Here is a 24,612-nt window from a genome sequence, read left to right as displayed (position 1 = left end):
TCATGGCGAAAGTCACGTCAGGTGTCGAAGCGCAGCTCCATCATGCGATGGTCGATCCCTGCATCGTCGAACACGTCACCATAGGCGGTGAAGCCCAGCTTTTCATAAAAACCTAAGGCGTCGATCTGCGCGCCCAGTGCGGCGCGGGAAACGCCGGGCGTGTCGCGCAGGATCGTCAACGCCTCGTGGATCAGTGCCGCGCCAAGCCCGGTGCCTCGGGCGCGTTTCAGAACGCAGACACGCCCGATCTTGCCGGTGTCGCCTTTTATCACGATCCGTGCCGCGCCGACCGGCTGATCGCCATCGCGTGCAAGCAGATGGATCGCCGTCGCGTCCAGTTCGTCGCGTTCCAGATCGAGAGGTACGTTCTGTTCACCGACAAACACCTCGTACCGGATCGCCATGCACTCTGCCGGGTCCGTGACCCGTTCAATCGTCACCGTCATTGCGCGAAATAATCCTGCAAGATGCGGGTGTAGATCGCCTTCAGTTGCACGATCTGACCCACTTCGACCCGCTCATCGACGGCGTGCATCGTTTTGCCGACAAGGCCGAACTCCACCACCGGACAATGGTTCTTGACGAAGCGCGCGTCCGAGGTACCGCCGGATGTGGACAGCTCTGGGGTGACGCCGGTTTCGGCCGCGACCGATTTGGCCACCAGATCGGACAGCGGCCCCGGCGGGGTCAGGAACGCCTCGCCGGAGATTTTGATCTTCACGTCGGTCTTGGTGCCGAACTCGGCATCCACCTTGGCGGCTTCGTCGCGCAGCCAGTAGGACAACCCCTCGCCGGTATGAATGTCGTTGAAGCGGATGTTGATGCAGGCCCGCGTTTCGGCCGGGATCACATTGGTGGCCGCGTTGCCCGTGTCGATCGTCACGACCGCCAATGTCGAGGCGTCGAAATGGTCAGTCCCCTGATCCAGCTCGTGCGAAGCCAGCCGGTCCATCAACCGCGCCATTGCGGGCATCGGGTTCAGCGCGCGGTGCGGATAGGCGGAATGGCCCTGTTTGCCGGTCACCGTGAACCACGCGTTCATCGAACCACGCCGCCCGATCTTCATCATCTCGCCCATATGGTTGGGGCAGGTCGGTTCTCCGACGAGGCAGACGCTCATCCGCTCGTCATGCGTTTCCATCCAGTCGAGCAGCGCCATCGTCCCGTCGATTGCATCCCCTTCCTCGTCACCAGTGATGGTCAGGATCACCCCGCCATCGGGGGGCGTGTTCTGCACGAAATCCACAGCAGCAGCGGCAAAGGCCGCGACGCCCGATTTCATGTCGGTCGAGCCGCGCCCGTACATCATGCCGTCTTTGATCTCGGCTCCGAAGGGAGGCATCGACCAGTCATCGGGGTTGCCAAGCGGCACCACATCCGTGTGACCATTGAACCCAAAGGTCCGCGCATGACCCTTGTCGCCCCAGCGGGCGAAGAGGTTTGCGATACCGTCACGATCCACCCTGGTACAATTGAACCCCGCACTCTCCAGCAAGGTTTGCAGCAGAGTCAACGCCCCGCCTTCTTCGGGAGTGACGGATGGGCAGCGGACCAAGGCGGCGGTCAGTTCAACGGGGTCGGTTGTTGTCATGTTGATGGTCCTGATAGCGTTGTTGTGCACTGGCTACCGCCAACAGCGAAAAGAGGCAAATGTGGCGAAATGGACGCATACCTGTTTGGCCTACACGTCTGACGCAGTTCTGAGTGGATGACACTCACCCTCAAGCTGTGTTAACAATTGGTTAACAAAAAACAAACGGCTTGAGGCAGAGCAGAAATCAGGTGACAGGCACGGCACGGTGAAAACACCGGTCGCGCCACGTGCGTCCCTGAATTACGCCTTGGGCCCGTTCGAGGCAGACATGGCGACAGGCGCGGAGCTTAGTTACACCACCAGTGCCAGCGCAATTGCGATGGCCGAAGCGATCTTCGGGACGGGCGTCGCGGTCGTGAACGCCAGTTACAGCGGTGACAGCCGGTCATCCGCTATCTATGCCAACGGAGATGCCCTCGCACCCGGTGCCACTCCTGGCGATACCGGGGTCATCCTTTCGACTGGTCGAGTGGTCGATTTCACCCGATCAAGCGGCGACCCGAACCGCAGCGCATCGACCATGACCAACACAAGCGGCGAGAACAACAATTCCGATTTCAACGCGGCGGCAGGCACCAGCACCTACGACGCGGCCTACCTCGACATCGACTTCATACCCGATGCCGACACGATGACGATGCGCTTGGTCTTCTCATCCGAAGAATACCCGGAATTCACCAACTCCGTTTACCAGGATTTCGTTGGTGTCTGGGTCAATGGACAACAGGTCAGCATTGTGCCCGGAAATGGTGATGTCGATCCGGCCAACCTGAACGACACGGCAAATGCCAACCTGTTCCTCGATAATACCGGGGATGCACTCAACACCGAGATGGATGGACTCACCGTCACTCTGACAATGACGATGCAGGTCAATCTTGGAGAGGTGAACTCAATCCGTATCGGGATCGCGGATGTCGTCGACTCCAGCTATGACTCCAACCTGTTGATCGCCGGTGACTCGATACAGACCGAACTGGTCGCGATGGCGGACACGGTCAGCCTGTATACCAACTCAACCAAGACGCTTGACGTATTGGCCAACGACCTCAACGCGTCGGGCACGACCCTGACCATCACCCATGTCAACGGTATCGCAGTCAGTGTTGGGGACAGTGTTACGCTCAACACCGGCCAGGTGGTGACGCTGAACGCGGATGGCACGCTGTCGGTTACTTCGGATTCCGATTTCGAGACTGTCAATTTCACCTACGAAGCCGAGAGTGCGAGCGGCGAGGTCGATACCGGTTTCGTCACAATCGCGACGGTGCCCTGCTTTGTGGCCGGAACTCTGATCCGGACCGAGAAAGGGCAGGAGCGGGTCGAGAACCTCCGACCCGGTGACAGGATCTGGACGCTCGATCATGGATTTAAGCCCCTGCGATGGATCGGTCAGCGCACAGTCGCCGCCATGGGTGCCTTTGCTCCGGTCCGTGTCGCTGCGGGCACCTTTGGGGATCACGGCGCACTGATGCTGTCGCCGCAGCACCGTATCCTGATCCGCGACCCGCTGGCGGATCTGGTTTTCGGAACGCCCGAGGTACTGGTTGCGGCCAAGCATCTCGTGGACGGGCACAAGGTACAGTCGGTTGCAGGCGGGAGCGTGACATACGTACATCTGCTGTTTGATCAGCATGAAATCGTCCTTTCGAACGGGCTTGCTACGGAAAGCTTCCTGCCCGGACCTCAAGCGGTAGATGCCTTCGAAGACGACATCATCGCTGAGATCTCCAGCCTGTTTCCGGAACTCGATCTTGAGACAGGAGAAGGATACGGCGATGCGGCCCGTCAGATCCTCAAAAGGCACGAAGCCCAGATGCTTTTGGGGGCTGCTGCATGAGCTGGTTTGGTCTTCTCGACTGCGACACGCAAACCCCTTGGGTATCCGATGCCGTCGAGTCTGTCCTGTGCAAGCGTCCGCGTGCCTGCGTGCCGCGGGGATCGGTTCTGCTTGAGACCGGTTTGTCGCCGGACGGAAAACCGCAAACGCTGATCGCCTTCAAACGCTCCGGAGAAGACTCGGCCGGTTTCTCGCTCATGTCGACCCCGCATGGCAGTCTTGTTCTGGTCATTTCACAGGGCGATGAGGTGGTGCATGAAGTGCTCGAGCGCGGGCGCGAAGCGCGTACGGATACGCTTCAGGTCACGGTCAGCTGGGATGTCAGCAAAGAAGCCGGACGACTGGTTGTCGCACGTCCGGAAACGGAACATGTCCTGATCCGCCACTTTACAATCAAACGCCCGCCGCTTCTGGCCGATCTGACGGCTTTGGCGCGGCCGCAGGGTCTGACCGAGATAGACCCGGATGTGATTTTCGTTGCGCTCTCAACCGAGATTGAACCCGTCGGACCGATGCCCACGCTGTCTCCCTCGGTCCCGATTGAAACGCCGCAGGGTCTGCGTGTTGCCATGACGCTGAAACAGGGTGACGTGGTTCGCGCAGCCAGCGGACAGCTGGTTCCGATTTTACATGCAGTCAAACGCGAGGTTCCGAGCCTTGGTTCTTTCCGCCCGGTCCGATTGCGCGCACCCTATTTCGGACTGACCAGAGATGTCGTCGTTTCGCGCAATCAGCGGTTGCTCGTCAGTGGCCCCGAAGTCGAATACCTGTTCGGACGCGAAGAGGTGCTGATCCCGGCGTCCGCCCTCGTCAACGGCTATGCAGGGCACTACGAACCGGCCCCGCGGTTCGTCACTTATCACCAGTTGCTTCTGCCGCATCACGATGCGGTGCGCATCCCCGATGCGGCTCTGGAATCTCTCTACATCGGTCGGATGCGGCGCGACAAAACCCTGCTGGGGGCTTCCATTTTGAGTGACATGCCCCGCGCCATGCTGCCCGAGCACCATCGTGCCGGATACCAGGTGCTCCGGGCGTTCGAAGCAATTACGCTGGCTGAGGCACGCGCCGCTTAATCCGCGTCATCCCCAAAATAGGGCGTCACCTGAGCGACGATCACCGCGTTTTCCTCAAGCGCCTGCGTCATCAGTGCGATCTCGTCATCTTCGATTTCGTGGCCCTGCTCCCGGCGCTCTTCTAGAGTGCCGTATCCGGTCACATCCAGCGGCGCCATATCCGCCTGCTTCAAGATCGCGACTGTCTCGCGCACAGCTTCGGCCTCGTCGACGCCGGACGCGTAGCACATCAACGCCGCTCCGGTTGCGCCCTTCGGCAAGCCATCGCCGGACTTGCGCCCGACCTCGACGACAAGCGTATACACGGCGTGCGGTTTCTTCGGCTTCTTGGGTGTGTCGCTCATGGTGCGGCCTGTCTTCTGAGATGCGCATCGCATGTGCCATGAAAGCGGCGGCGCGTCGAGGGTTGTTGCCGCCTGCCTGCTGGGCATACTGCGTGCCAAACAGGGAGGAGCTTTATGAAATCCGTCAAGGATATGGTTGCAGCGGCAAACGAGGTGGTCGATCACGCCCCGGCATCCGAGGTCATCGGCCTGCACGGGAAGGAGGGTGTCACCTTTGTCGATCTGCGCGATCCGCGCGAGCTTGAGCGCGACGGCATGATTCCCGGAGCGTTTCACTGTCCGCGCGGGATGCTGGAGTTCTGGATCGACCCGCAAAGCCCCTATGCCAAACCACAGTTTCAAACCGGCAATCGGTTCGTGTTCTACTGCGCCTCTGGCTGGCGATCAGCGCTGTCGGCTCAGGTGGCGCAGGACATGGGGTTGAAGAATGTCAGCCACATCAAGGATGGTTTCGGTGGCTGGAAAAAGGCGGGCGGCCCAGTTGGTGAGAAGCCCGCCAAGAAAGCGTAGGGTGCGTGGTTCCACGCACCCCCTTCATCAATCGCGAAGCAGTTCGTTGATTCCGGTCTTGGAACGTGTCTTTTCGTCCACCCGTTTCACGATCACCGCGCAGTAAAGGTTGATGCCGTTCTTCGACGGCATCGACCCGGCCACGACCACCGAATAGGGCGGCACTTCGCCATACATCACTTCGCCGGTTTCACGGTCGACGATCTTGGTCGACTTGCCGATGAACACGCCCATGCCCAAAACCGATCCTTCGCGCACGATGCAGCCTTCGACCACTTCAGAGCGGGCACCGATGAAACAGTTGTCCTCGATGATGGTCGGCCCAGCCTGCATCGGCTCCAGCACACCGCCGATACCAACACCACCCGAGAGGTGAGCGTTCTTGCCGATCTGCGCGCAGGAGCCGACGGTCGCCCAAGTGTCGACCATCGTGCCTTCATCGACATAGGCGCCAAGGTTCACGAAGGACGGCATCAGCACCACGCCGGGCGCGATATAGGCCGACTTGCGCACCACACAGTTCGGCACGGCACGGAAGCCAGCGGCGCGCCATTGGTTGTCGCCCCAGCCTTTGAACTTGCTGTCGACCTTGTCCCACCAGCCGCCGCCTTGGGGGCCGTTGTCGTGCTGTTCCATGTCCTTGATCCGGAAGCCCAGCAGCACGGCTTTCTTGGCCCACTGGTTCACATGCCAGTCACCGTTCTCCTGCCGCTCTGCAACACGCAGTTGGCCGCTGTCCAAAGCGTTCAGCGTGTCTTCGATGGCCTCGCGGGTTTCACCACCCGTGGACGGAGTGATCGTGTCGCGCGCGTCCCATGCGGCTTCGATGGCTGTTTCCAGGCTTGCAGTATTCATTCTCGGCATCCTCGTTTTTCGGTCGATGCTCCTTACGCAATCCAAAGGCGTTGGGCAACGGCGCGTTTCCCGCCGTTCCTTGGGTCAGGAAGAGCGATGCTTTCCCTGCAGGAATCGCTTGCGCGGTTTCCGGCGCGCGGTAATCTTCCGGAATTGATCCTTAAGACATTTTCAAGAAACACTTTTTGGAGGACACGCCATGAGTATGATGCATCTGACATGTTCTGTCGGGCTGGGCGGAATAAACCTGCCGACAGACCTCGAAGAAGTCCGCTTTCTTCTCATATGCACATCTTCGGAAATTCACGTTTCCGCGAACACTGTGAAGATGCGGGCCTTTTGACGGCAGACGGTTTTTCCCTGATGCCGGATCCTGATCCGGCGTCCGCCGCGATTACGGGAAGTGCGGTCGTGCAGTTCCAGAACAAGATCATGCTCTGGGCATTCGAAAGATGTGACGGGCGGGTTGATCCACGGGGCAAGACATGGACGGCGCTCACGGGCGCCGTTGGCCCCGGGAACATCAATCCGGTTGATTCCGCACCGGTTATGGCCCCGATCCGCGATGCCCTGGGGAATGCGGGCTTCAAGGCCTACAATCAGGGTGCGTACAAATCGGAAAAGCTGGGCTACCAACGCGGCGGCAAGGATGTGACCATCGCGCAGGAGGGGTGCTTTCTGTGCGTTCTCACTATGGCCGCTACTGGTATTGGGCGCCCCACATCGGCGTGGCCGAAGGGGCTTCTGGCGAAAGACCTTACGCCTGTCCACGCCGACAAGATCGCCAAGGACAACAACTGTTATTCTGAAGACGGTCTGAACCCGTTCACCCTTTCCCCTTTGCTTGGAATGAGTATCGAGCGATTTGGTGCCGGCAGATGGGATAAGCCTTTGCCTGCCAACCCGACCGACCATGCCGAAGGCCACATTGCGGCGGGCGGGGTCGTTGCGGCACATGTCGACTACAAGGACAAACACTCCGACAGATCACTTGGGGATCACTGGGTTCTCGTGACGAACAAGGCCTCCGGATCGGGCCTGCACCATTTCGACGCCATCGATCCTTCGGGCGGCGTCTGGATGGGGATGAGCAAGAACAGCGCCGCGTGCATGCGCGACACCGACCTGCTGACCGAGTGGCTGGCAGACCCGTCCAAAGAATACCACCGTGCGTATTTCTTCGGCATTCCATCGCCCAATTCGATCACGCAACGCCAAGCATATCAGAGCAATTACCGCATGGTGCGGTATTGCCTGTTGTCGTCCAGCTGAACGGTGCCGGATGTCAGCGCAACGCGATATCCGGATCCGGCGCGATGTTGCCGCCGCAGACAAGAACGGCAACCCGCTCATCTGCATCGGGCACGTAAGCGCCTGACATAAGCGCGGCCAGAGCCGTTGCGCCGGCGGGTTCGACCAATTGCCGATGGGCCTGCCAAAGGGCCTGCTGAGCTTCGATGATCGCACCGTCCGAGACAAGAACCACGTCCGTTCCGATCCGGCATGCCAGATCGAAACAGATCCGGCCGATGCGACGCGCGCCCAGCGCGTTGGCTGCCACGCCGGAAACCGCGACATCCACAGGCTCACCGGCTTCAAGTGCCGCATGGAGCGCACAGGACGTCATCGGCTCAACCGCAACCACCTTTCGCCGGTCTCCCAGCCACGCCAGCGCACCGGCGATCAGGCCACCGCCGCCCACTGCAATCAGGACCGTGTCGGCCTCGAGGCCCTGAGCTTCCCATTCGCGCATAAGCGTGCCCTGACCCTCGACGGTGGGATCGGCGTCGTAGGCGTGGATCTGCATCGCTCCGCTTTCGGCCGCCTCACGTTCCGCCAACTCCAGCGCATTCGCGTACTCGCCGGGGACGACGGTGAGTTCCGCTCCGGTCCGCTCGATCAGCGCGATCTTCGAAGGACCTGCCATTTCGGGAACAAAGATCCGCGCTCTGTGCCCAAGCTGCTGTGCCGCATGGGCAACGGCCGCACCGTGGTTGCCACCCGAGGCTGCAACGACCCCGGCGCGTGGCACCTCCGAAGCAAGAAGCGTGTTGAACGCGCCGCGGGTCTTGAAGCTGCCGGTGTGTTGGGTCTGTTCGAGTTTCATCTCGATCCCGCGCCCAAAGGCCGAACTGCGCATCACGGGTGTTTCAACGATGTGCGGAGCAATCCGCGCCGCCGCCACTTCGATCCTGTCAACCCAATCCATGCCTCTGCCTCTCTGGTCACTTTCCGGCGAACGCTATAGGTCTGAGGTCACGCGAACAAGGAACCCGTGCCAATGAGAGATCACCGCAACAGCCCGTTCCGGGATGCCAGTCTGGACCGTAATACGGCGAGCCACGTGCCCGACACCGTACAGACCCGGTCCCCGGCCTACAGACTTGCCTTCGCGGACGAAGAGTTCATGTTTCGCGAAGAACTGCGGCCGGTACGGCTGCAGCTTGAACTGCTGAAACCGCAGTTGCTGCTGGATGAACACCAGATCGAAAGCACCATCGTTCTTTTCGGCGGCGCCCGCATCCCGCGTCCGAGCGAGGCTGCCTCGGCACGCACCAAAACGCTCGCAGAGCTGTCGCATTTCTATGATGAGGCCCGCAGCTTTGCCCAACTGATGACGCGCAAGTCCATCGCTTCGAATGGCCGCGAATTCGTCGTCGTCACCGGAGGCGGTCCCGGCGTCATGGAGGCAGGAAACCGCGGCGCGGCGGATGAAGGCGGCAAATCCATCGGTCTCAATATCGTGCTGCCACATGAACAGGCCCCGAACGAATTCGTAACCCCCGAGCTGTGTTTCAACTTCCACTATTTTGCCATCCGCAAGATGCACTTCCTCATGCGCGCCCGCGCGATCTGCATCTTCCCCGGAGGCTTCGGCACCCTTGATGAAATGTTCGAATCGCTGACGCTGATCCAGACCGGCCGCATGGACAGAGTCCCGTTCCTCCTCTTCGGTCGGGCCTTCTGGGAAAAAATCATCAACTGGGATGCACTGGCCGATGCCGGAACGATCAGTCCGGAAGACCTCGATCTTTTCCGTTTTGTCGAAACGGCGGAAGAGGCGGCCGGCATCGTCGAGAACTGGGAACCGGCACCACCGCGCTCCGACATTCCAGGACGGTGACCCGGACCGTCCCGGCGGAACAACGATGACAGGGAAAAACCGCGCGCTGAATGACGTGACAGCCAGGACTGCGCGCCAAATTAGGCCAAAACGCCCCCTTTCGCATATGCAGCACGTCCTGTAAGAGCCACGCTCAGTCCAGCCACCGACACGACACCGGGGCTGGCAAGTGAAAGGAGAGCCACATGGGCTACAGAGTCGTCGTTGCAGGCGCCACCGGTAACGTGGGCCGTGAAATGCTGAACATTCTGGACGAGCGCCAGTTTCCCGTTGACGAGATCGCCGCGCTTGCGTCGCGCCGGTCGCTGGGCACGGAGGTCAGCTTTGGCGACAAGACGCTGAAGACACAGGACATCGACACGTTCGATTTCTCCGGCTGGGATTTCGCGCTGTTCGCCATCGGGTCGGACGCGACGAAGAAATACGCGCCGATCGCAGCCAAGGCCGGCTGCGTGGTGATCGATAACTCGTCGCTTTACCGCTACGATCCGGACGTGCCGCTGATCGTTCCCGAAGTGAACGCTCATGCGATCCATGATTATTCGAAGAAGAACATCATCGCGAACCCCAACTGCTCGACCGCGCAGATGGTGGTTGCTCTCAAGCCGTTGCATGACCGCGCCAAGATAAAGCGCGTTGTCGTATCGACCTACCAGTCGGTATCCGGCTCGGGCAAGGCCGCGATCGACGAGCTTTGGGATCAGACAAAGGCGGTCTACAATCCGACCGACAATTACGAACGCAAGGTTTATCCCAAGGATATCGCGTTCAACGTGATCCCGCACATTGACGTGTTCCTCGAAGATGGTTCCACCAAGGAAGAGTGGAAAATGGTCGCGGAAACGAAAAAGATCGTCGACCCGTCGATCAAGGTCACAGCCACCTGCGTCCGCGTTCCGGTGTTTGTGGGTCACTCCGAAGCGATCAACATCGAATTCGAAGACTTCCTCGATGAAGACGAAGCGCGCGATATCCTGCGCGAGGCCCCCGGCATCATGGTAATCGACAAGCGTGAAGACGGTGGTTACGTCACACCGAAAGAATGTGTCGGTGATTTTGCCACCTTCATCAGCCGTATCCGTCAGGACAGCACGGTCGAAAACGGGCTGAACCTGTGGTGCGTGTCCGACAACCTGCGCAAGGGCGCAGCGCTCAACGCGGTGCAGATCGCCGAGGTGCTGGGCCGCGAGGTTCTGAAAAAAGGCTGACCTGTCCTTTGGTCAGCGAAAGGCGCCGCAGAAATGCGGCGCCTTTTTGTTTGTACCAGGCGACCAGGGCTAGCGCGGTCTTGTTTTGAAGGCTACGCGGCCGCTATCGGCCCGAGGGCCGGTTCTCTCAATAAGAACAAAATTTCCACAATACCGCCCAACTGCCGAACCCTTCGTTGGTTACCAACGTCTTAACCAAGGGTTGAAGGTGACGTTGGTCATGTCAAAGAGTGATATTCCCCTGCTGGTCGAACATGGCCCGCTCAGAATCCGCTATCTCGAAGGTCGCGGACGTACCCTCGTGGTCAGCTTTTCGGGTGTCGGCAAAAAACGCTCTGATGAGCCTTCGATCGAATTTCCGGGCATTGCGTCAGCCGGTCATGAAAACCACGTTCTTTTCGTCACGGATCAGTCGCGCAGCTGGCTCAATGGTGCTGGCATGGCCGACCGGATCCAGCGTGTGGTCGAAGCGACAGCGACCCACATCAAAGCCGAACGCATCGTTGCAATCGGAAATTCCATGGGGGGCACGATGGCGCTCCATATGTCCCGGTTGATGGACTTCGAACGGGTCATCGCGCTGACGCCTCAGTTCTCGGTTGCTCCGGGCGAAATTCCGGAAGAGGACCGCTGGTCGTATTTCCGTAAACGCATCAAGCAGTTCCATTTTCCGCGCGTGGAGAAACTGCGCACGGACACCACGAAGTATTTCATCCTGCACGGCGATGAACCTCTCGAACTCGCCCATGCGCGGCGGTTCCCTCAAGAGCCGGGGATCACCCACATCATCGTACCGGACACAGACCACCGGCTGGCCGAACACCTCAAGCAGAGGAAAATCCTGGTTCCGCTGATGCAGGAGGTCATTGCGGGTCGTTCGCGCCGGTTCCGCCGGCGTCTTGCGAGCATTGGCGGGCTTCCGGCTTCGCGTGTTCTGCTCGATGGGCAGGCCAGCACAGCGCCGGACCTCGCACTCGCGTCCTGAACAGTGCACGGATCGGTCTGCCGCGGCCTCTCCGCAGGCTGCAGCATCGCCCTTCCAATATCGCCAGGAACACTGATTTCAGGAATTCACGGAACCCTTCCATCTGTTGCGTGTTCTTCACACCAATGAGCGGGTCTTTTGGGTGCCTAAATCTTGCCGCAATTGGCCCGCACCCTTTTTGAATGTGTTAGGAAAAGCAAAGGTACGTCCGATGGCAGTACAGTCTGTCCCACTCGAAGCCGACACGTCTTCCGGTATGCCTCTCCCACTCGACAGCGAAACGGCGATGCTTCTGCGCACTGTTCTGCTGCCGCATTTCGAACATGCAACCAGCTGGGGCGATCTGTGCGAGCGCCTTGCGTCAAAGGGCTATGAAATCACGTTCCGGTCCGGCCATCTTGTTCTGGCCGACGAAGAGGGAAAACCCGTCTGCACCGGATCCATGATCGGCTCGCCTCTGTCCCGTCTGGCAAACAGGCTCGGTCGCCCGAAACTGCGCAGTGACTGCAACGGCGCGACGGCGACCCTTCAGGGCTGATCACACAGGCTGAAAGCTCCGGCTCTTTGGCTCAAAGAATTCAAGTCCGCCTTCACCGATATCAGTCCAGAGTCCGTGCAGCGTCAGCTGCTCATCCTTGACCGCGTCAGCAACAAACGGGAAGGTCATCAGGTTCTCAAGCGATACGATCACCGCTTCCCGCTCCAGCGCGCGGATTTGATCCTCAGCCTTGTTCGCGGCCTTCACGCGCTCGTACCCCGGACGCAGAATATCCATCCACCGACCGACAAAACTCGACTGCTCTTCCAGATGCGGCGCATTTCCGGAACACATGTCCAGACAGCCCTGAACGCCGCCGCAGTTCGAATGCCCAAGAACAATCAGATGCGCGACCTTCAACGCCGTCACCGCGTATTCCACCGCAGCTGAGGTGCCATGCTGGTTGCCATCCGGCTCATAGGGCGGCACGAGGTTCGCGATATTGCGGTGGATGAAGAACTCACCCTGATCCGCGCCAAAGATCGATGTTACGTGAACCCGGCTGTCACAGCACGAAATCACCATCGCGCGGGGGCGCTGACCTTCACTGGCCAGACGTTTGTACCACGCCCGGTTGTCCGAATAAGTTGTGGCCTTCCAGCCTTGGTATCGCTGGATGAGATATGCAGGCAGCGGCTTCGCGGCGTCCATGAAATCCTCCGCCTCTGTGGTCGTCGTTTCCAGCGGAATACGTCGAAATTGATCGGAATTCGAGTGAAAAACCGTCGCGGGGGTTACGCGTTGGAAAGACATGGCTGCGATAGACACATCAGGGTTCGGGTGAGAAAGGACTGAATATGGTGGAGCAAATCTCGGTTTTGCATCCGCGCGACACTGCGTATTTCGATGAAGATACCCTCAACGGGCTCAGCCGCGATCTCGGGCCGAGTGTTGCCGAAAACATCCTGTGCCGCGCGCTCGAGGACATGGCGGCACGGTTCCTGCGCATTCGTGAAGATTACACCGAAGGCAATATGCGCACTCTGCGCAAATCGGTTCATGCGGTTATTCCGATTGCCGAACAGATCGGTCTGCCCATCCTCGCCCGGATCGGTGGCGATGTAGTGATCTGTATTGACCGGGATGATCCCGTCGCTATCGCCGCCACCCTCTGCCGTCTGCTGCGCTGCGGGGAGATGGCGATCTCCTGCGCCGAATTGGGAATGGACCTGTCCCTCTGATTCCCCTTGCAGCGCCCGACCATCGGCGTACCTTCCCGTATGTCGGAGAAGGGGAATTCCATGACCGTTGCACTCGCGCCCGCGGGCACTGATGCTGTGCCACTGCATGTTCTGGGGACAGAGGATGTCGCGCTTTGGGCAGGCCAGCAAAGCGACCGTATCCGCACCTGGGTCGAAGCCAGCGGTTTCAAAGGTGGCATTGGTGCGGTTCTGATGATCCCCGATGCAAACGGCCACCCCGAAGCGGCGCTGGTGGGTTATGGCACGCCCGCCACCCGCAGGCGGGACCGGTTCGCACTGGCGGCAGCCTTGCCGAAGCTGGCGAAGGGCACCTATCGCATTGAGGGCGGGATTGACGAAGACCATCTCGAACAGGAAGCGCTGGGCTGGCTTCTGGCCTGCTACAATTTCGACCGCTACCGCGAAAACAGTGTCGAGCGTCCGAGCCTCGTTGTGCCGGACCGTGTCGATGCCGCGCGCGTGTCGGTTCTGGCGGAAGCTGAATTCCTGACGCGCGACCTGATCAACACTCCGGCATCCGACATGGGCCCGGAAGAGCTTGAAACCGCAGCCCGCGCACTTGCGGACAAGCACAAGGCAAAGATCACCGTCATCACCGGGGAGGCCCTCCTCAAGAACAACTTCCCAATGATCCATGCCGTCGGTCGCGCCTCGGACCGCGCACCCCGGCTGATTGACATGTCGTGGGGCAAACGCGGTCCCAAGGTCACTTTGGTGGGGAAGGGCGTCTGCTTCGACACGGGCGGTCTCAATATCAAACCGGGAAGCTCTATGGGTCTGATGAAAAAGGACATGGGCGGCGCGGCGAATGTGCTGGGTCTGGCGCACATGATCATGGCCTCCGGTCTTGAAGTGCGCCTGCGTGTGCTGATCCCGGCGGTGGAGAACTCCGTCAGTGGTAACAGCTTCCGCCCGCAGGACATTCTCACCTCACGCAAGGGGCTTACGGTCGAGATCAACAACACCGATGCAGAAGGGCGTCTGGTTCTCGCCGATGCGCTGACCCTTGGGGCCGAGGATACGCCCGATCTGATCGTGTCCATGGCGACCCTGACAGGAGCGGCGCGCGTGGCTGTCGGTCCTGATCTCGCGCCCTACTACACCGACGACGATGTGGTGGCGACGTCGCTCGACCTGTCGGCGCGGCGAATGGCCGACCCGGTCTGGCGCATGCCTTTCCACGACCCCTACGAGACGATGATTGAACCGGGTATCGCCGATCTCGACAATGCGCCCAAAGGCGGCTTTGCCGGTTCCATCACCGCTGCGCTGTTCCTGCGCCGCTTCGTGACCGAGGACGACCGCTACATCCATTTCGACATTTATGGCTGGCAACCCACGGCGGCACCCGGTCGTCCCAAGGGCGGAGCCCTTCAGGGTGCCCGCGCGTTGTTCGACTCGCTGCCGGTACTGCTCGATCTATGACCGACAGGCGGTCACTCTGGTCGAACGGCACTGTTGCGCATACTGCGCTGCAGGGCATCGTCACCGCTGAGAGGTTTACCGAAGGAGAGGTTCACCGCATAACATGGCCTCCGGTTGCGGCCCTGTGCAGAGTCCCGTTCGGAGAGCGTGACCGCGAACTTCTTTGGGGACAGGAATTCAACGTGCTCGACATCCACAGGGGATGGGCCTTCGGCTACGCGCTCCCTGACGGGTATGCCGGGTATGTTGAGGCACACATGCTGGCGCTTTCTGACACCCCCGCAACGCACCGCGTCTCTGTGCGGCAGACCGTGGCGCTCGCCGAACCGGATTTCAAGGCAACGCGGGTGGAGCAGATCCCGCTGTCTCTCGGCTCAGAGGTCCGTGTCCTGGCGTCAGATGAAAAATGGGCGACGATCGCTTGTGCTCCTCACAAGCTTCATGTCCCCACCCGTCATCTGTCCCCACTCGACACGCCCGAACATGATCCCGTGTCAGTCGCCGAACGTCTGATCGGAACGCCCTATGTCTGGGGCGGCAACTCCGCATTCGGGATAGACTGCTCCGGTCTTGTTCAGATTGCCTGCCGCGCCTGTCGGATTCCTTGCCCCGGGGATAGCGACCAACAGCGCGAAAGCCTTGGTCGGTCGCTCGATCCGGGCACGCCACCGCAGCGTGGCGATATCCTGTTCTGGAAGGGGCATGTGGGTTGGGTGTCCGGCCCGGACGCGCTTCTCCATGCCAATGCGTATCACATGGCGGTCGCCTCCGAACCGCTTGGGGCAGCCCTGCAAAGAATAGCTGATCAGGGTGATCCCGTCCTCCGTCATGCCCGCTTGACCCGGGTCTGAAAAGGCGTTTAATCGCCGGACCTTACGGAGCAGTCCCATGCAATCGCGCGTGTCCATTTTCACGCCCGTCCTCATTGGCGGGTGCATCATCATTCTCGTGTCGTTCGCGGTCCGCGCCAGCTTTGGCGTGTTCCAGATCCCGATCGCCGAGGAATTCGGATGGCTGCGCTCGGAATTTTCCCTTGCCATCGCGATTCAGAACCTCGCCTGGGGTTTCGGCCAACCGATTTTCGGAGCACTGGCGGAAAAGATCGGGGATCGAAAAGCAATCGTCCTCGGCGCTCTCACCTACGCTGCCGGTCTGGTGCTGTCCTCCTTTGCGGTCACTCCGACCGCGCATCACTGGTACGAGGTGCTTGTGGGTTTCGGCATTGCCGGGACAGGCTTCGGTGTCATCCTCGCAGTGGTCGGACGGGCATCGACAGACGCAAACCGGTCCATGTCCCTTGCTCTGGTCACAGTGGCGGGAAGTGTCGGGCAGATCTTCGGAGCACCGATTGCCGAATGGATGCTTGGCTTCATGGCCTGGCAATCCGTTTTCCTGTGGTTCGCTGCAGCAATTCTTGCAATTCTGTGCGTGCTGCCCGTCATGCGCTCTTCCCGGCCCGTCGCATCCCGGAGCGAACTGGAAGAAAGCATGGGCGCAATCGTCATGGGCGCGTTTCGCGACCCGTCTTACGCACTGATCTTCGTCGGGTTCTTCAGCTGTGGCTACCAACTTGGGTTCATCACCGCACATTTTCCGGCCTTCGTGACCGAACTCTGCGGCCCGATCCTTCCCGGAGGTGTGCTGCACGCGCTTGGTATCACCACCACGTCGGCGCTGGGCGCACTCGCAATATCGTTGATTGGACTTGCCAATATCGTCGGCACTCTGCTCGCTGGCTGGGCAGGCAACCGTTGGCCGCGCAAATACCTGCTCGCCGGGATCTACGCAGCCCGCACATTGGTCGGGGCGGTGTTCATCCTGATGCCGATCACGCCGACCTCCGTCCTGATCTTTTCGGCCGCGATGGGATCGCTTTGGCTGGCAACCGTGCCGCTCACCTCCGGTCTCGTTGCACACATCTACGGGCTGCGTTTCATGGGCACGCTCTATGGCATCATCTTCATGAGCCACCAACTTGGCAGTTTCATCGGGATCTGGCTGGGTGGCCGGATGTACGACATCTACGGTGATTACACGCTGGTCTGGTGGATCGGCGTCGGCGTCGGTGCCTTCAGCGCGCTGGTGCATCTGCCGATCCGCGAGAATCGCGCACCCATCCCGCTCGCGGCCTGACAGGGGCGCGTTTCCGGCAACGGAAACGCGCGATGCGTCGACGCATCGTGGCCCGGCCCTACCGGGCGCGCCAGCGGTCCAGAACGTAGCGGCTGACCATCAGGTCCAGATGCGCCCCGCCGCCATTCTTGAACACCGTGATCTCATCCTCCGACTGGCGCACAAACGTCCCCAGGTCATAGTAATCCGCCACGATATCGCCCTCGCCGATTACACCCCGCGCAATCGGGTCCTTGATCTCTCCGATATGCCCTACGGTCGTGTCGAGGGAATCCACGAACAGCCGCCCCCGCGTCAGCACGTCATCATCCGCCTCGCGCATGTCGGGCCGGTATGCCCCGATCAGGTCCACATGCGTTCCGGGCCGCAACCACGCGCCCCTAAGAACCGGCTCGATCGACATAGTGGCGCAACTGACGATATCCGCCTGTCCCACCGCCTCGGCCAGATCCCCGGCTGCCGTCACATGCGCATACCCATCCGCCAGCTCCTGCGCCTTTACAGCTGTCCGGTTCCAGATCAGGAACCGCGCCTCGGGAAAGGCCGCTGAATAGGCTTCGACCAAAGACCGCGCCACTGTACCAGCGCCCACGATCAGGATCACCGCGCTGTCCGCCCGCGCCAACCGCCGTGCGGCCAGCAAACTGTCGCCGGCGGTCTTCCACTTGGTCACCAAGTGGAAATCGACAATCGCCTGCAAGATCCCGGCATCGTCAGAATAAAGCGAGACCCCGCCATTGATCGTCGGCATGTCCCGTGCCGCATTGCCCGGAAAGATCGTCGCCGACTTCACCGCAAGCCCCAGACCGTCGATCCACGCGGCCCGGTTCAAAAGCGTATCATCCCCTCGATAGAGGAAGCTGTCCGCGATCTCGGCTTTCGGCAAACCATGCCCCGCTGCAATCGCGTCGGTCAGGCCGATCCAGTCCAGCTGAGCCTCTCCCTCCGCAAAGGGTATGATCTCGGGTGTCGTCATCGCTGCCTCTCCCATCAAATCCTAGCGCGGCACGTCCTGCGCTGCCGCCCGCATCTCACGCTCCAGCGCATCCAGAAACCGTGACCGATCCGCCTTGGAAAACGGACGCCCACCGCCTTGCCTGAACGGGTCCGCTGCACGCAGATCCGCCATCAGATCCCGCGTCGCCAGCACCTGACCGATATTGCGCGCGTCCAGCCGCTCCCCATTGTGCTTCAGCACCCGCGCCCCGTTCTCGACGCAACGCGCCGCCAGAGGAATGTCCCCGGTGATCACCACATCGCCCGGTCCGGCCCGATCCGCGATCCACATGTCCGCCACGTCCGGCCCATCTGGCACCACGACAACCTCGACATAGGGGTTGTCGGACATCCGCAAGCCGCCATTCGACACCAGAAACATCTGCGCCTTGTGCCGTGTCGCTACGCGCTCTGCCTCGGCTTTCACCGGGCAGGCGTCCGCATCTACGAAAACCCGCGTCACAGCCCCAGCGCGTCGGCGTGGAACGCGATGTGATCGGGGATGAAAGTCGAGACAAAGAAATACGAGTGATCGTAGCCCTTCTGCATCCGGAACACCCCGTCCTGACGCCGCGCGGCCATCGCATGGCTCAGCGCTTCGGGCTTCAGCAACTCTAGGAACTGATCCGACCCGCCCTGATCCACCAGAACCGGCCCGTCGAACCCGACCTCCTGCATCTGAACCGTCGCATCATGTTTGGACCATGTGCTCTCATCGTTACCCAGATAGGCCGACAACTGCTTTCGGCCCCAGTCGCTTTGGCTCGGATTGGCAATCGGCGCAAAGGCAGACACAGAGGCAAACCGCCCCGGATGCGCCATCGCAATTGTCAGCGCGCCATGGCCGCCCATCGAATGCCCGGTGATCGCCTGCCGACCCAGATCGATGGCAAATTCCTTGCCCAACAGCGCGGGCAACTCGTCGGCTACGTAATCCCACATCCTGAAATGCGGTGCCCAAGGCTCTTGCGTCGCGTTCACATAGAACCCGGCACCTTTGCCCAGATCATAGGCGTCGTCATCCGCCACCGCATCGCCACGCGGGGACGTGTCTGGGAACACAACTGCCATACCCGCGTCGGCGGCAAATCCCTGTGCGGCCGCCTTGGTCATCGCGTTCTCATGGGTGCAGGTCAGGCCCGACAGATACCACAGCACCGGCACTGGCCCGTCCTTGGCCTGCGGCGGCAGGAACAACCCGAAGGTCATGTCGCACGCGCAGGCGTCCGAGGCGTGGCGATAGACGCCCTGCACGCCTCCAAAACATCTGTTCTCCGAGACGGTTTCCATGCTGCTCCCCTCCTAAACCAGAACCTGGCTGATCACGAACGACACCGTCACGATACTGATGGTGGTCGAGATCAGAATGGCCGCCGACACCCGCTGCGGGGCCACTTTGTAATGCTGGGCCAAGATGAACACATTGCCCGCCACTGGCAAGGACGCCGCCGCAACCACAACACCCGCCTTGTACGGGTCTGCAGGGAACAGGAAATACACCCCGACCGCCACCAGCGCCGGGTGGATCACCAGCTTGCAGAAGCTCAGCCAACCCGCGATGGTCAACCGCTCTGCCGACTTGCTGGCAAGCGATGCGCCAATGGCGAACAACGCACCGGGCGTTGCGGCAGCGCCAAGGATTGACAGGAACTGATTGACCGGCTCCGGGATCGGAACCCCTGTGGCGGACACCATGAATCCGCCGACGATCGACACGATCATCGGGTTCTTGAGAAGCCCGATGCCGACCGTCTTGAAGATGCCCAGAGACATGCGCCCCTCGCGCGATCCGACCACAAGGATCACGATCAGCGAGGAAAACACCACGAGGTCGATTGTCAGAACAAGGATGATCGGTCCGACCGCGTCCTGTCCCATCAGAAGCGCGAGCATCGGCACACCCAGAAACCCGGTATTCCCAATCGCTGCCACCTGCCCCTCGAACGCGGCGGTTTCGGTGTTCATGCCGCGCAGAAAACCCACGGCCATGCCGATCCCGTAGACAAAGGCAGTGCCCCACAGATACCCCGCCGCGATCCGCCAATCGAAGATTTCGGCCAGTGACAGGTTTGCCGAGAAGCGGAAGATCATCGCCGAGAGCGCGAAATAGAACACGAACTTGGTCAGGTAGGCGGTCGCTTCCTCGGTAAAGAACCCTGTCTTACCCGCGCCATAACCTACGGCGATCAGGGCAAAAAACGGCAGGGTCTGAAGGAAGATGGCCAGCATGACAAACCTGTTACCACGGAGGGCAGCCGCGTCAATTGCACAACGGCCTTTGTTGGTCTGGTTAAGTCGACAGAAAGGAATTCAATCTCTATATTATTCAGGGTGTGGAGGTTTGCACGGAACATGCCAATGACACATACAGAACAGGCCCTGGCGGACGACAAGATGCGTGCCGAGATCGCACGCTTGATTTCAGAAACGGCCAAGATTAGCGCCGAAACCGCCGAGATTCAGCAAAACATGAAATACCGGTTCTGGGTAATGATGGCCGCATATATCAGCGCGATGGGCATCCTGCTGAAATTTGTCTGACCACGTCAAACACACGACCCTCCCATAGAAGAATCGCAAAACCCATGCTACATCTCGTGGCATGAACTCCCACGCACCCAATATACGCGCCGCAATTCAACCCCTTGAGGAAAGCGCGATCAACCGCATTGCTGCGGGAGAGGTGGTGGAGCGCCCGGCCTCAGCCGTCAAGGAGCTGGTCGAGAACGCTGTCGATGCCGGGGCCACGCGCATTGATGTGGCCATCGCCGATGGAGGCAAGACCCTGATCCGCGTCACCGATGATGGTTGCGGGATCCCGCCCGAGGAACTGCCGCTGGCGATTGCGCGCCACGCGACCTCCAAGATTGACGGTTCCGACCTGCTCAACATCCACAGCTTCGGGTTTCGCGGCGAAGCACTGGCGTCGCTGGGCGCGGTCGGTCGCCTGACCCTCACCAGCCGGGCCGAAGGGCATGACGCAGCCGAGCTTTCTGTTACAGGTGGCAAGGTCGATCCTGTAAAGCCTGCGGCACTCTCGCGGGGAACCGTCGTCACCCTGCGCAATCTCTTTTTCGCCACACCTGCGCGCTTGAAATTCCTTCGATCTGATCGGGCCGAGATGCAGTCGATCTCGGACGTGATCAAACGGCTGGCAATGGCCGAACCTTCAGTCAGCTTCACCCTGCGCGATGTGTCGGGTGGTGGTGAAGGGCGCGTGACCTTCCGTGCCGATGCGGTGACGGGCGATCTCTTCGACGCGCTGCGTGGTCGGCTGGGTCAAGTGATGGGACGCGAGTTCACCGACAACGCCGTGCCCATCGACGCAGAGCGCGAAGGCATCCGCCTCACCGGGCTGGCCGGGTTGCCCACCTATTCACGCGGTGCTGCGGTGGCGCAGTTCCTTTTCGTCAACGGCCGCCCTGTGCGCGACAAGCTGCTGATCGGTGCGCTGCGCGGGGCCTATGCCGATTTCCTCAGCCGCGACCGGCACCCGGCGGTGGCGCTCTTTATCGATTGCGATCCGCACAAGGTGGACGTGAACGTACACCCCGCGAAATCCGAAGTGCGGTTCCGCGAGCCGGGCGTGGTACGCGGTCTGATCGTGTCGGCCCTGCGTCACGCTCTGGCAGAGGCGGGGCACCGCGCGTCCACGACGGTCGCGGGGGCCACTTTGGGCGCGATGCGGCCCGAGGCTCCGCAGGGGCAACCGCGCATTTACCAGATGGACCGCCCGAGTTTCGCAGCGAGACAGACCGCCTATCAGGCTCAGGCACCGGGATTTGCCGACATGCAATCGAGCTATTCCGGCAGAGTGGTCGAGGTCGAAGAGCGCGCGCCCGAAGCCGACGAGGCCCCTCGCGAAAACCTGCCGCTTGGGGCGGCGCGGGGACAGGTGCATGAAAATTACATCATCGCCCAGACCGAGGACGGGATCGTCATCGTTGACCAGCACGCCGCACATGAGCGGTTGGTGTACGAAAAACTCAAGACCCAGATGGCGCAGAACGGTGTGTCTGCTCAGGCGCTTCTGATCCCGGATGTGGTCGAGATGAGTGAAGGCGACAGTGCCCGGCTGCTTGAGATCTCTGACGACCTGACCCGCATGGGTCTGACCATCGAACCCTTCGGCAACGGGGCCGTGGTCGTCCGTGAAACCCCGGCCATTCTGGGGGAGGTCAACGCTGACGCGTTGCTGCGTGACATTCTCGATGAACTCGACGATCAGGGCGAAGCGCGCGCGGTGCAGGAGCGGATCGACGCGATCCTCAGCCGGGTCGCCTGTCACGGCTCCATCCGCTCGGGCCGTCAGATGCGGGCGGAAGAGATGAACTCTCTGCTGCGCGAGATGGAAGCGACCCCCTATTCCGGCCAGTGCAACCATGGTCGACCCACCTATGTCGAACTGAAACTCAGTGACATCGAAAGACTGTTTGGCCGCACATGATCCAGATCGGTGATCTCATCCTCGACCTGAGCGATCCGGTCGTTCTGCTGGGCTTGGCACTGGGGGCCTTGGTTCTGCTGCTGCTCATCATGTCACTCCTGTCCGCGCGTCGCGCTGCGAAACTCAGTGAGCCTTTGGTCTACCAACTCGCGCAGGTCGGGCAGCGGGTGCAGTCATTGAGCGACGGGCAGGAACGGCTGTCCGGTGGCCTGACGCATGTGAGCGAGGCACAGGCGCAAAGCCAGACCGCGATGCTGCAACTGATGGAGCGGCGGCTGGCGCAGGTGCAGGAGCAGATGAACGAGAACCTGCACGGCTCGGCCCGCCGCACGGCGCAGTCTTTGGGTGAATTGCAGCAGCGCTTGCAGAGCATCGACAAGGCGCAGGAGAACATCACCAAGCTGTCGGGCGACGTGCTGTCCCTGCAGGACATCCTGTCGAACAAGCAGACGCGCGGGGCGTTCGGGGAGATTCAGCTGACCGACATCGTCGGCAAGGCGCTGCCCAAGGACAGCTATACGCTGCAGGCGACCCTGTCGAACGGCAAGCGGGCGGATTGCCTGATCCACTTGCCAAACCCGCCGGGGCCGATTGCGATCGACAGCAAGTTTCCGTTGGAAGCCTATGAGAACCTGCGCCGTGCGGATACGCAGGATCAGCTGAACCGCGCGGCGCAGCAATTGCGGCTTTCGCTGCGAAAGCACATCAAGGACATCTCAGAGAAATACATCATCGAAGGTGAGACCGCCGACGGCGCGCTGATGTTTCTGCCGTCCGAGGCGGTCTATGCGGAACTGCACGCGAACTTTCCCGAAGTTGTGCGCGAGGGGTTCAATGCGCGGGTCTGGATCGTGTCTCCGACGACCTGCATGGCGACACTGAACACGATGCGTGCGATCCTCAAGGACGCGCGGATGCGGGAACAGGCGGGTGCGATCCGTAAAGAGCTGCACCTGCTGTATGCGGATGTGGAGCGGCTTGGCAGCCGGGTGGACAATCTGGATCGTCATTTCGGGCAGGCGGCGAAAGATATCGCGGACATCAAGATCAGCGCCGACAAAGCCGGGCGTCGGGCGCGCAGGCTGGACAATTTCGATTTCGAGGAGTTGGCCAAGGAAGAACCGAGCCCGGTTGTGCGGCTGGCCAAGCCGCCGGGAGAATAGGTCAGAAAGCGTACCAGGGGCTTTGCCCGTTCTCGCCTCGAACCATCCTCCGGATGGTCTGTTCGCCAAAGGCGAAACCCGCTCAAATTGTTTCGCGCGCGAAACATTAGGTCCACTTCGGACCTTTTAACTATTTGTTAAGGCTTGGTTTTACGCCACCTCGGCACATGCGCCGAAGATGTCTGCAAACTCGGGGTCGTTGCCCGAGATCGTGACAAACTGATCCATCCCAACAGTGATCCATCCGTCGCGTGTCGGCTCCAGCGGTTCTGACGCAAGGATGCGGCCTCCATCGCAAAGCTGTTTCAAATAAAGCGTCGGCGCGCGCATGTCGCTGGCATGGCGGAAGGCGTAAAGGGTTTCGCCATCGCTGAGAACGCAGGTCAACCGTATCGCGTCTGACGCAGGATGCCCCAGGCTGAAGCTGTGCAGCAGGTCGATCACCGTGCGTACAGCGCTCAGGGGATCTTCGCGCAGTCCGTTTGCGAGCAGAAGCAGGAAGATCAGTTCGGAATCCGTTGTTCCCCGGCGCGCCGCATACAGATCGTCGGGCAGGGTCGACTCCAAGGGGCGACGGATATGTTCGATCCGCGGTACCTGACCATTGTGCATGAAGCACCAGTCCCCATGCGCGAAGGGATGGCAATTGACCCGAGAGGTTTCCCCGGACGTGGATGCGCGAACATGCGCCAGGAAAAGGGGAGAGCGGATCATCCTGCACAGGCTGAGCAGGTTGCCATCGGACCATGCAGGAAGCACATCGCGATAGAGGCCCATTTGCTGTTCGTGATCATACCACGCGAACCCGAACCCGTCGCCCTGTACGGCGAGCTTTGCTTCGGTCGCGTGGATGCTTTGCTCCAGCAGCGAATGGGACGGTTCGACGATGACATGCGAAAGTGCAACCGGAGGTCCGATATACGCGGCGAGGCGACACATCAGTGGCGGCGTTCCATTTTGGCGTGGAGCCTTTTGAGGATGCGGCTTGCAGTGGTTTCGCACATGGCCGGGATCAGGGCATGAATGGCCGCCGCGCCTGCCGCAACCGACAGCCAGAAGGCAAAACCGGCGGCGAAGCGCATATGTTCGAAATAGGTTTCGTCCACTGTTTCGGGATGTTCGATGAATACCCTGTGCAGGAAGGAGCCTGTGTCTGCCATTGATCTGCCCTC

The 24,612-nt window shown here is 60.7% G+C and carries 27 protein-coding genes; 15 read left to right on the top strand and 12 right to left on the bottom strand.

All coding sequences use genetic code 11. The annotated features are described in order from the left end of the window. Positions 1-17 precede the first annotated feature (17 nt). Both MGEO_RS10160 and dapE read right to left on the bottom strand, forming a co-directional pair. Positions 18-446: a GNAT family N-acetyltransferase gene (locus MGEO_RS10160; protein ID WP_085636730.1), complete on the bottom strand. Its 429-nt coding sequence runs from the start codon at positions 444-446 to the stop codon at positions 18-20. Further along, positions 443-1,591, bottom strand: a complete 1,149-nt coding sequence (dapE, locus tag MGEO_RS10155) for a succinyl-diaminopimelate desuccinylase (protein ID WP_085636728.1) — start codon at positions 1,589-1,591, stop codon at positions 443-445. The genes MGEO_RS10160 and dapE overlap by 4 nt, the downstream gene beginning before the upstream one ends. 208 nt (positions 1,592-1,799) lie before the next feature. Here dapE and MGEO_RS10150 point away from each other — a divergent pair, with 208 nt between their 5' ends. Both MGEO_RS10150 and MGEO_RS10145 read left to right on the top strand, forming a co-directional pair. Then, on the top strand, positions 1,800-3,434 hold the full coding sequence (locus tag MGEO_RS10150; RefSeq protein ID WP_408607495.1) for a Hint domain-containing protein: 1,635 nt from the start codon (positions 1,800-1,802) through the stop codon (positions 3,432-3,434). Further along, positions 3,431-4,510: a Hint domain-containing protein gene (locus tag MGEO_RS10145; protein ID WP_085636726.1), complete on the top strand. Its 1,080-nt coding sequence runs from the start codon at positions 3,431-3,433 to the stop codon at positions 4,508-4,510. The genes MGEO_RS10150 and MGEO_RS10145 overlap by 4 nt, the downstream gene beginning before the upstream one ends. Here the strand turns inward: MGEO_RS10145 and MGEO_RS10140 are convergent. Further along, positions 4,507-4,854 (bottom strand): hypothetical protein, encoded by a 348-nt coding sequence (locus MGEO_RS10140; RefSeq protein WP_085636724.1) that lies wholly within the window; start codon positions 4,852-4,854, stop codon positions 4,507-4,509. The genes MGEO_RS10145 and MGEO_RS10140 overlap by 4 nt on opposite strands. A 114-nt stretch (positions 4,855-4,968) precedes the next feature. On the opposite strand from MGEO_RS10140, the gene MGEO_RS10135 reads away from it, so the two are divergent. Further along, a complete protein-coding gene (locus tag MGEO_RS10135) occupies positions 4,969-5,364 on the top strand; it encodes a rhodanese-like domain-containing protein (protein WP_085636722.1) in 396 nt (131 codons plus the stop codon). A gap of 27 nt (positions 5,365-5,391) precedes the next feature. Here MGEO_RS10135 and dapD read toward each other — a convergent pair whose 3' ends face one another. Beyond that, positions 5,392-6,219, bottom strand: coding sequence for a 2,3,4,5-tetrahydropyridine-2,6-dicarboxylate N-succinyltransferase (dapD, locus tag MGEO_RS10130; RefSeq protein WP_085636720.1), 828 nt, complete (start codon positions 6,217-6,219; stop codon positions 5,392-5,394). 363 nt (positions 6,220-6,582) lie between these two features. Here dapD and MGEO_RS10125 point away from each other — a divergent pair, with 363 nt between their 5' ends. Beyond that, positions 6,583-7,491 (top strand): hypothetical protein, encoded by a 909-nt coding sequence (locus MGEO_RS10125; protein ID WP_211297939.1) that lies wholly within the window; start codon positions 6,583-6,585, stop codon positions 7,489-7,491. Positions 7,492-7,504: 13 nt separating this feature from the next. On the opposite strand, the gene MGEO_RS10120 is transcribed toward MGEO_RS10125, so the two are convergent. Beyond that, complete coding sequence (locus MGEO_RS10120; protein WP_085636717.1) at positions 7,505-8,428, bottom strand: threonine/serine dehydratase; 924 nt, start codon at positions 8,426-8,428, stop codon at positions 7,505-7,507. A gap of 72 nt (positions 8,429-8,500) precedes the next feature. Here MGEO_RS10120 and MGEO_RS10115 point away from each other — a divergent pair, with 72 nt between their 5' ends. The 4 genes from MGEO_RS10115 to MGEO_RS10100 all read left to right on the top strand — a co-directional run bounded on the left by MGEO_RS10115 (position 8,501) and on the right by MGEO_RS10100 (position 12,074). Further along, positions 8,501-9,343, top strand: a complete 843-nt coding sequence (locus MGEO_RS10115; protein WP_085636715.1) for an LOG family protein — start codon at positions 8,501-8,503, stop codon at positions 9,341-9,343. 185 nt (positions 9,344-9,528) lie between these two features. After that, positions 9,529-10,551 (top strand): aspartate-semialdehyde dehydrogenase, encoded by a 1,023-nt coding sequence (locus MGEO_RS10110; RefSeq protein WP_085636713.1) that lies wholly within the window; start codon positions 9,529-9,531, stop codon positions 10,549-10,551. Positions 10,552-10,771: 220 nt separating this feature from the next. Further along, entirely contained in the window at positions 10,772-11,536 is a 765-nt protein-coding gene (locus tag MGEO_RS10105; protein ID WP_085636711.1) for an alpha/beta fold hydrolase, read from the top strand. A 211-nt stretch (positions 11,537-11,747) separates the two neighbouring features. Then, complete coding sequence (locus tag MGEO_RS10100; protein WP_085636709.1) at positions 11,748-12,074, top strand: hypothetical protein; 327 nt, start codon at positions 11,748-11,750, stop codon at positions 12,072-12,074. Here the strand turns inward: MGEO_RS10100 and MGEO_RS10095 are convergent, their stop codons facing one another. Continuing rightward, positions 12,075-12,725 carry a carbonic anhydrase gene (locus MGEO_RS10095; RefSeq protein WP_085636708.1) on the bottom strand — a complete coding sequence of 217 codons (651 nt, stop codon included), beginning with the start codon at positions 12,723-12,725 and terminating at the stop codon, positions 12,075-12,077. Between the two features lie 146 nt (positions 12,726-12,871). Here MGEO_RS10095 and MGEO_RS10090 point away from each other — a divergent pair, with 146 nt between their 5' ends. From MGEO_RS10090 to MGEO_RS10075, 4 genes are read left to right on the top strand one after another with little or no spacing between them, the layout of a single operon-like run. Then, on the top strand, positions 12,872-13,255 hold the full coding sequence (locus tag MGEO_RS10090) for a hypothetical protein (protein ID WP_085636706.1): 384 nt from the start codon (positions 12,872-12,874) through the stop codon (positions 13,253-13,255). Between the two features lie 60 nt (positions 13,256-13,315). Continuing rightward, entirely contained in the window at positions 13,316-14,701 is a 1,386-nt protein-coding gene (locus tag MGEO_RS10085) for a leucyl aminopeptidase family protein (protein ID WP_085636704.1), read from the top strand. After that, on the top strand, positions 14,698-15,552 hold the full coding sequence (locus MGEO_RS10080; protein WP_085636702.1) for a C40 family peptidase: 855 nt from the start codon (positions 14,698-14,700) through the stop codon (positions 15,550-15,552). The genes MGEO_RS10085 and MGEO_RS10080 overlap by 4 nt, the downstream gene beginning before the upstream one ends. 37 nt (positions 15,553-15,589) lie before the next feature. Beyond that, complete coding sequence (locus tag MGEO_RS10075; protein WP_085636700.1) at positions 15,590-16,834, top strand: MFS transporter; 1,245 nt, start codon at positions 15,590-15,592, stop codon at positions 16,832-16,834. A 58-nt stretch (positions 16,835-16,892) separates the two neighbouring features. Here MGEO_RS10075 and MGEO_RS10070 read toward each other — a convergent pair whose 3' ends face one another. From MGEO_RS10070 to MGEO_RS10055, 4 genes are read right to left on the bottom strand one after another with little or no spacing between them, the layout of a single operon-like run. Next, the gene (locus tag MGEO_RS10070; RefSeq protein WP_085636814.1) at positions 16,893-17,810 is read right to left on the bottom strand and encodes an ornithine cyclodeaminase family protein; all 918 of its coding nucleotides are present in this window, start codon (positions 17,808-17,810) and stop codon (positions 16,893-16,895) included. Positions 17,811-17,831: 21 nt separating this feature from the next. After that, a complete protein-coding gene (locus MGEO_RS10065) occupies positions 17,832-18,293 on the bottom strand; it encodes a YaiI/YqxD family protein (RefSeq protein ID WP_085636698.1) in 462 nt (153 codons plus the stop codon). Beyond that, a complete protein-coding gene (gene fghA, locus MGEO_RS10060; protein ID WP_085636696.1) occupies positions 18,290-19,120 on the bottom strand; it encodes an S-formylglutathione hydrolase in 831 nt (276 codons plus the stop codon). The genes MGEO_RS10065 and fghA overlap by 4 nt, the downstream gene beginning before the upstream one ends. Positions 19,121-19,132: 12 nt before the next feature. Then, a complete protein-coding gene (locus MGEO_RS10055) occupies positions 19,133-20,059 on the bottom strand; it encodes an AEC family transporter (RefSeq protein ID WP_085636694.1) in 927 nt (308 codons plus the stop codon). Positions 20,060-20,188: 129 nt separating this feature from the next. On the opposite strand from MGEO_RS10055, the gene MGEO_RS10050 reads away from it, so the two are divergent. The 3 genes from MGEO_RS10050 (at position 20,189) to MGEO_RS10040 (ending at position 23,440) form a co-directional block, all read left to right on the top strand. After that, a complete protein-coding gene (locus MGEO_RS10050; RefSeq protein ID WP_085636692.1) occupies positions 20,189-20,371 on the top strand; it encodes a hypothetical protein in 183 nt (60 codons plus the stop codon). A gap of 61 nt (positions 20,372-20,432) precedes the next feature. Continuing rightward, on the top strand, positions 20,433-22,277 hold the full coding sequence (gene mutL, locus MGEO_RS10045) for a DNA mismatch repair endonuclease MutL (protein WP_085636690.1): 1,845 nt from the start codon (positions 20,433-20,435) through the stop codon (positions 22,275-22,277). After that, a complete protein-coding gene (locus MGEO_RS10040; protein WP_085636688.1) occupies positions 22,274-23,440 on the top strand; it encodes a DNA recombination protein RmuC in 1,167 nt (388 codons plus the stop codon). Before mutL ends, MGEO_RS10040 begins: the two co-directional genes overlap by 4 nt. Positions 23,441-23,590: 150 nt before the next feature. On the opposite strand, the gene MGEO_RS10035 is transcribed toward MGEO_RS10040, so the two are convergent. Beyond that, the gene (locus MGEO_RS10035) at positions 23,591-24,379 is read right to left on the bottom strand and encodes a class II glutamine amidotransferase (RefSeq protein WP_085636686.1); all 789 of its coding nucleotides are present in this window, start codon (positions 24,377-24,379) and stop codon (positions 23,591-23,593) included. Further along, positions 24,379-24,600 carry a DUF6356 family protein gene (locus MGEO_RS10030; protein ID WP_085636684.1) on the bottom strand — a complete coding sequence of 74 codons (222 nt, stop codon included), beginning with the start codon at positions 24,598-24,600 and terminating at the stop codon, positions 24,379-24,381. The genes MGEO_RS10035 and MGEO_RS10030 overlap by 1 nt, the downstream gene beginning before the upstream one ends. Positions 24,601-24,612 lie beyond the last annotated feature (12 nt).

The organism is Marivita geojedonensis (assembly GCF_002115805.1).
In the GTDB taxonomy this organism is placed as follows: Bacteria; Pseudomonadota; Alphaproteobacteria; order Rhodobacterales; family Rhodobacteraceae; genus Marivita; species Marivita geojedonensis.
This window is presented reverse-complemented; position numbering and strand designations above follow the sequence as displayed.

What these genes read in the sequence shown, in the direction of transcription:
- MGEO_RS10080 (WP_085636702.1), top strand. Translation starts at nt 14,698, where the DNA reads ATGACCGACAGGCGGTCACTCTGGTCGAACGGCACTGTTGCGCATACT.
- MGEO_RS10090 (WP_085636706.1), top strand. Translation starts at nt 12,872, where the DNA reads ATGGTGGAGCAAATCTCGGTTTTGCATCCGCGCGACACTGCGTATTTC.
- MGEO_RS10110 (WP_085636713.1), top strand. Translation starts at nt 9,529, where the DNA reads ATGGGCTACAGAGTCGTCGTTGCAGGCGCCACCGGTAACGTGGGCCGT.
- MGEO_RS10050 (WP_085636692.1), top strand. Translation starts at nt 20,189, where the DNA reads ATGACACATACAGAACAGGCCCTGGCGGACGACAAGATGCGTGCCGAG.
- MGEO_RS10115 (WP_085636715.1), top strand. Translation starts at nt 8,501, where the DNA reads ATGAGAGATCACCGCAACAGCCCGTTCCGGGATGCCAGTCTGGACCGT.
- MGEO_RS10140 (WP_085636724.1), bottom strand. Translation starts at nt 4,854, where the DNA reads ATGAGCGACACACCCAAGAAGCCGAAGAAACCGCACGCCGTGTATACG.
- mutL (WP_085636690.1), top strand. Translation starts at nt 20,433, where the DNA reads ATGAACTCCCACGCACCCAATATACGCGCCGCAATTCAACCCCTTGAG.
- MGEO_RS10125 (WP_211297939.1), top strand. Translation starts at nt 6,583, where the DNA reads ATGCCGGATCCTGATCCGGCGTCCGCCGCGATTACGGGAAGTGCGGTC.
- MGEO_RS10135 (WP_085636722.1), top strand. Translation starts at nt 4,969, where the DNA reads ATGAAATCCGTCAAGGATATGGTTGCAGCGGCAAACGAGGTGGTCGAT.
- dapD (WP_085636720.1), bottom strand. Translation starts at nt 6,219, where the DNA reads ATGAATACTGCAAGCCTGGAAACAGCCATCGAAGCCGCATGGGACGCG.
- MGEO_RS10040 (WP_085636688.1), top strand. Translation starts at nt 22,274, where the DNA reads ATGATCCAGATCGGTGATCTCATCCTCGACCTGAGCGATCCGGTCGTT.
- MGEO_RS10030 (WP_085636684.1), bottom strand. Translation starts at nt 24,600, where the DNA reads ATGGCAGACACAGGCTCCTTCCTGCACAGGGTATTCATCGAACATCCC.
- MGEO_RS10085 (WP_085636704.1), top strand. Translation starts at nt 13,316, where the DNA reads ATGACCGTTGCACTCGCGCCCGCGGGCACTGATGCTGTGCCACTGCAT.
- fghA (WP_085636696.1), bottom strand. Translation starts at nt 19,120, where the DNA reads ATGGAAACCGTCTCGGAGAACAGATGTTTTGGAGGCGTGCAGGGCGTC.
- MGEO_RS10120 (WP_085636717.1), bottom strand. Translation starts at nt 8,428, where the DNA reads ATGGATTGGGTTGACAGGATCGAAGTGGCGGCGGCGCGGATTGCTCCG.
- MGEO_RS10095 (WP_085636708.1), bottom strand. Translation starts at nt 12,725, where the DNA reads ATGGACGCCGCGAAGCCGCTGCCTGCATATCTCATCCAGCGATACCAA.
- MGEO_RS10145 (WP_085636726.1), top strand. Translation starts at nt 3,431, where the DNA reads ATGAGCTGGTTTGGTCTTCTCGACTGCGACACGCAAACCCCTTGGGTA.
- dapE (WP_085636728.1), bottom strand. Translation starts at nt 1,591, where the DNA reads ATGACAACAACCGACCCCGTTGAACTGACCGCCGCCTTGGTCCGCTGC.
- MGEO_RS10160 (WP_085636730.1), bottom strand. Translation starts at nt 446, where the DNA reads ATGACGGTGACGATTGAACGGGTCACGGACCCGGCAGAGTGCATGGCG.
- MGEO_RS10055 (WP_085636694.1), bottom strand. Translation starts at nt 20,059, where the DNA reads ATGCTGGCCATCTTCCTTCAGACCCTGCCGTTTTTTGCCCTGATCGCC.
- MGEO_RS10035 (WP_085636686.1), bottom strand. Translation starts at nt 24,379, where the DNA reads ATGTGTCGCCTCGCCGCGTATATCGGACCTCCGGTTGCACTTTCGCAT.
- MGEO_RS10070 (WP_085636814.1), bottom strand. Translation starts at nt 17,810, where the DNA reads ATGACGACACCCGAGATCATACCCTTTGCGGAGGGAGAGGCTCAGCTG.
- MGEO_RS10105 (WP_085636711.1), top strand. Translation starts at nt 10,772, where the DNA reads ATGTCAAAGAGTGATATTCCCCTGCTGGTCGAACATGGCCCGCTCAGA.
- MGEO_RS10075 (WP_085636700.1), top strand. Translation starts at nt 15,590, where the DNA reads ATGCAATCGCGCGTGTCCATTTTCACGCCCGTCCTCATTGGCGGGTGC.
- MGEO_RS10100 (WP_085636709.1), top strand. Translation starts at nt 11,748, where the DNA reads ATGGCAGTACAGTCTGTCCCACTCGAAGCCGACACGTCTTCCGGTATG.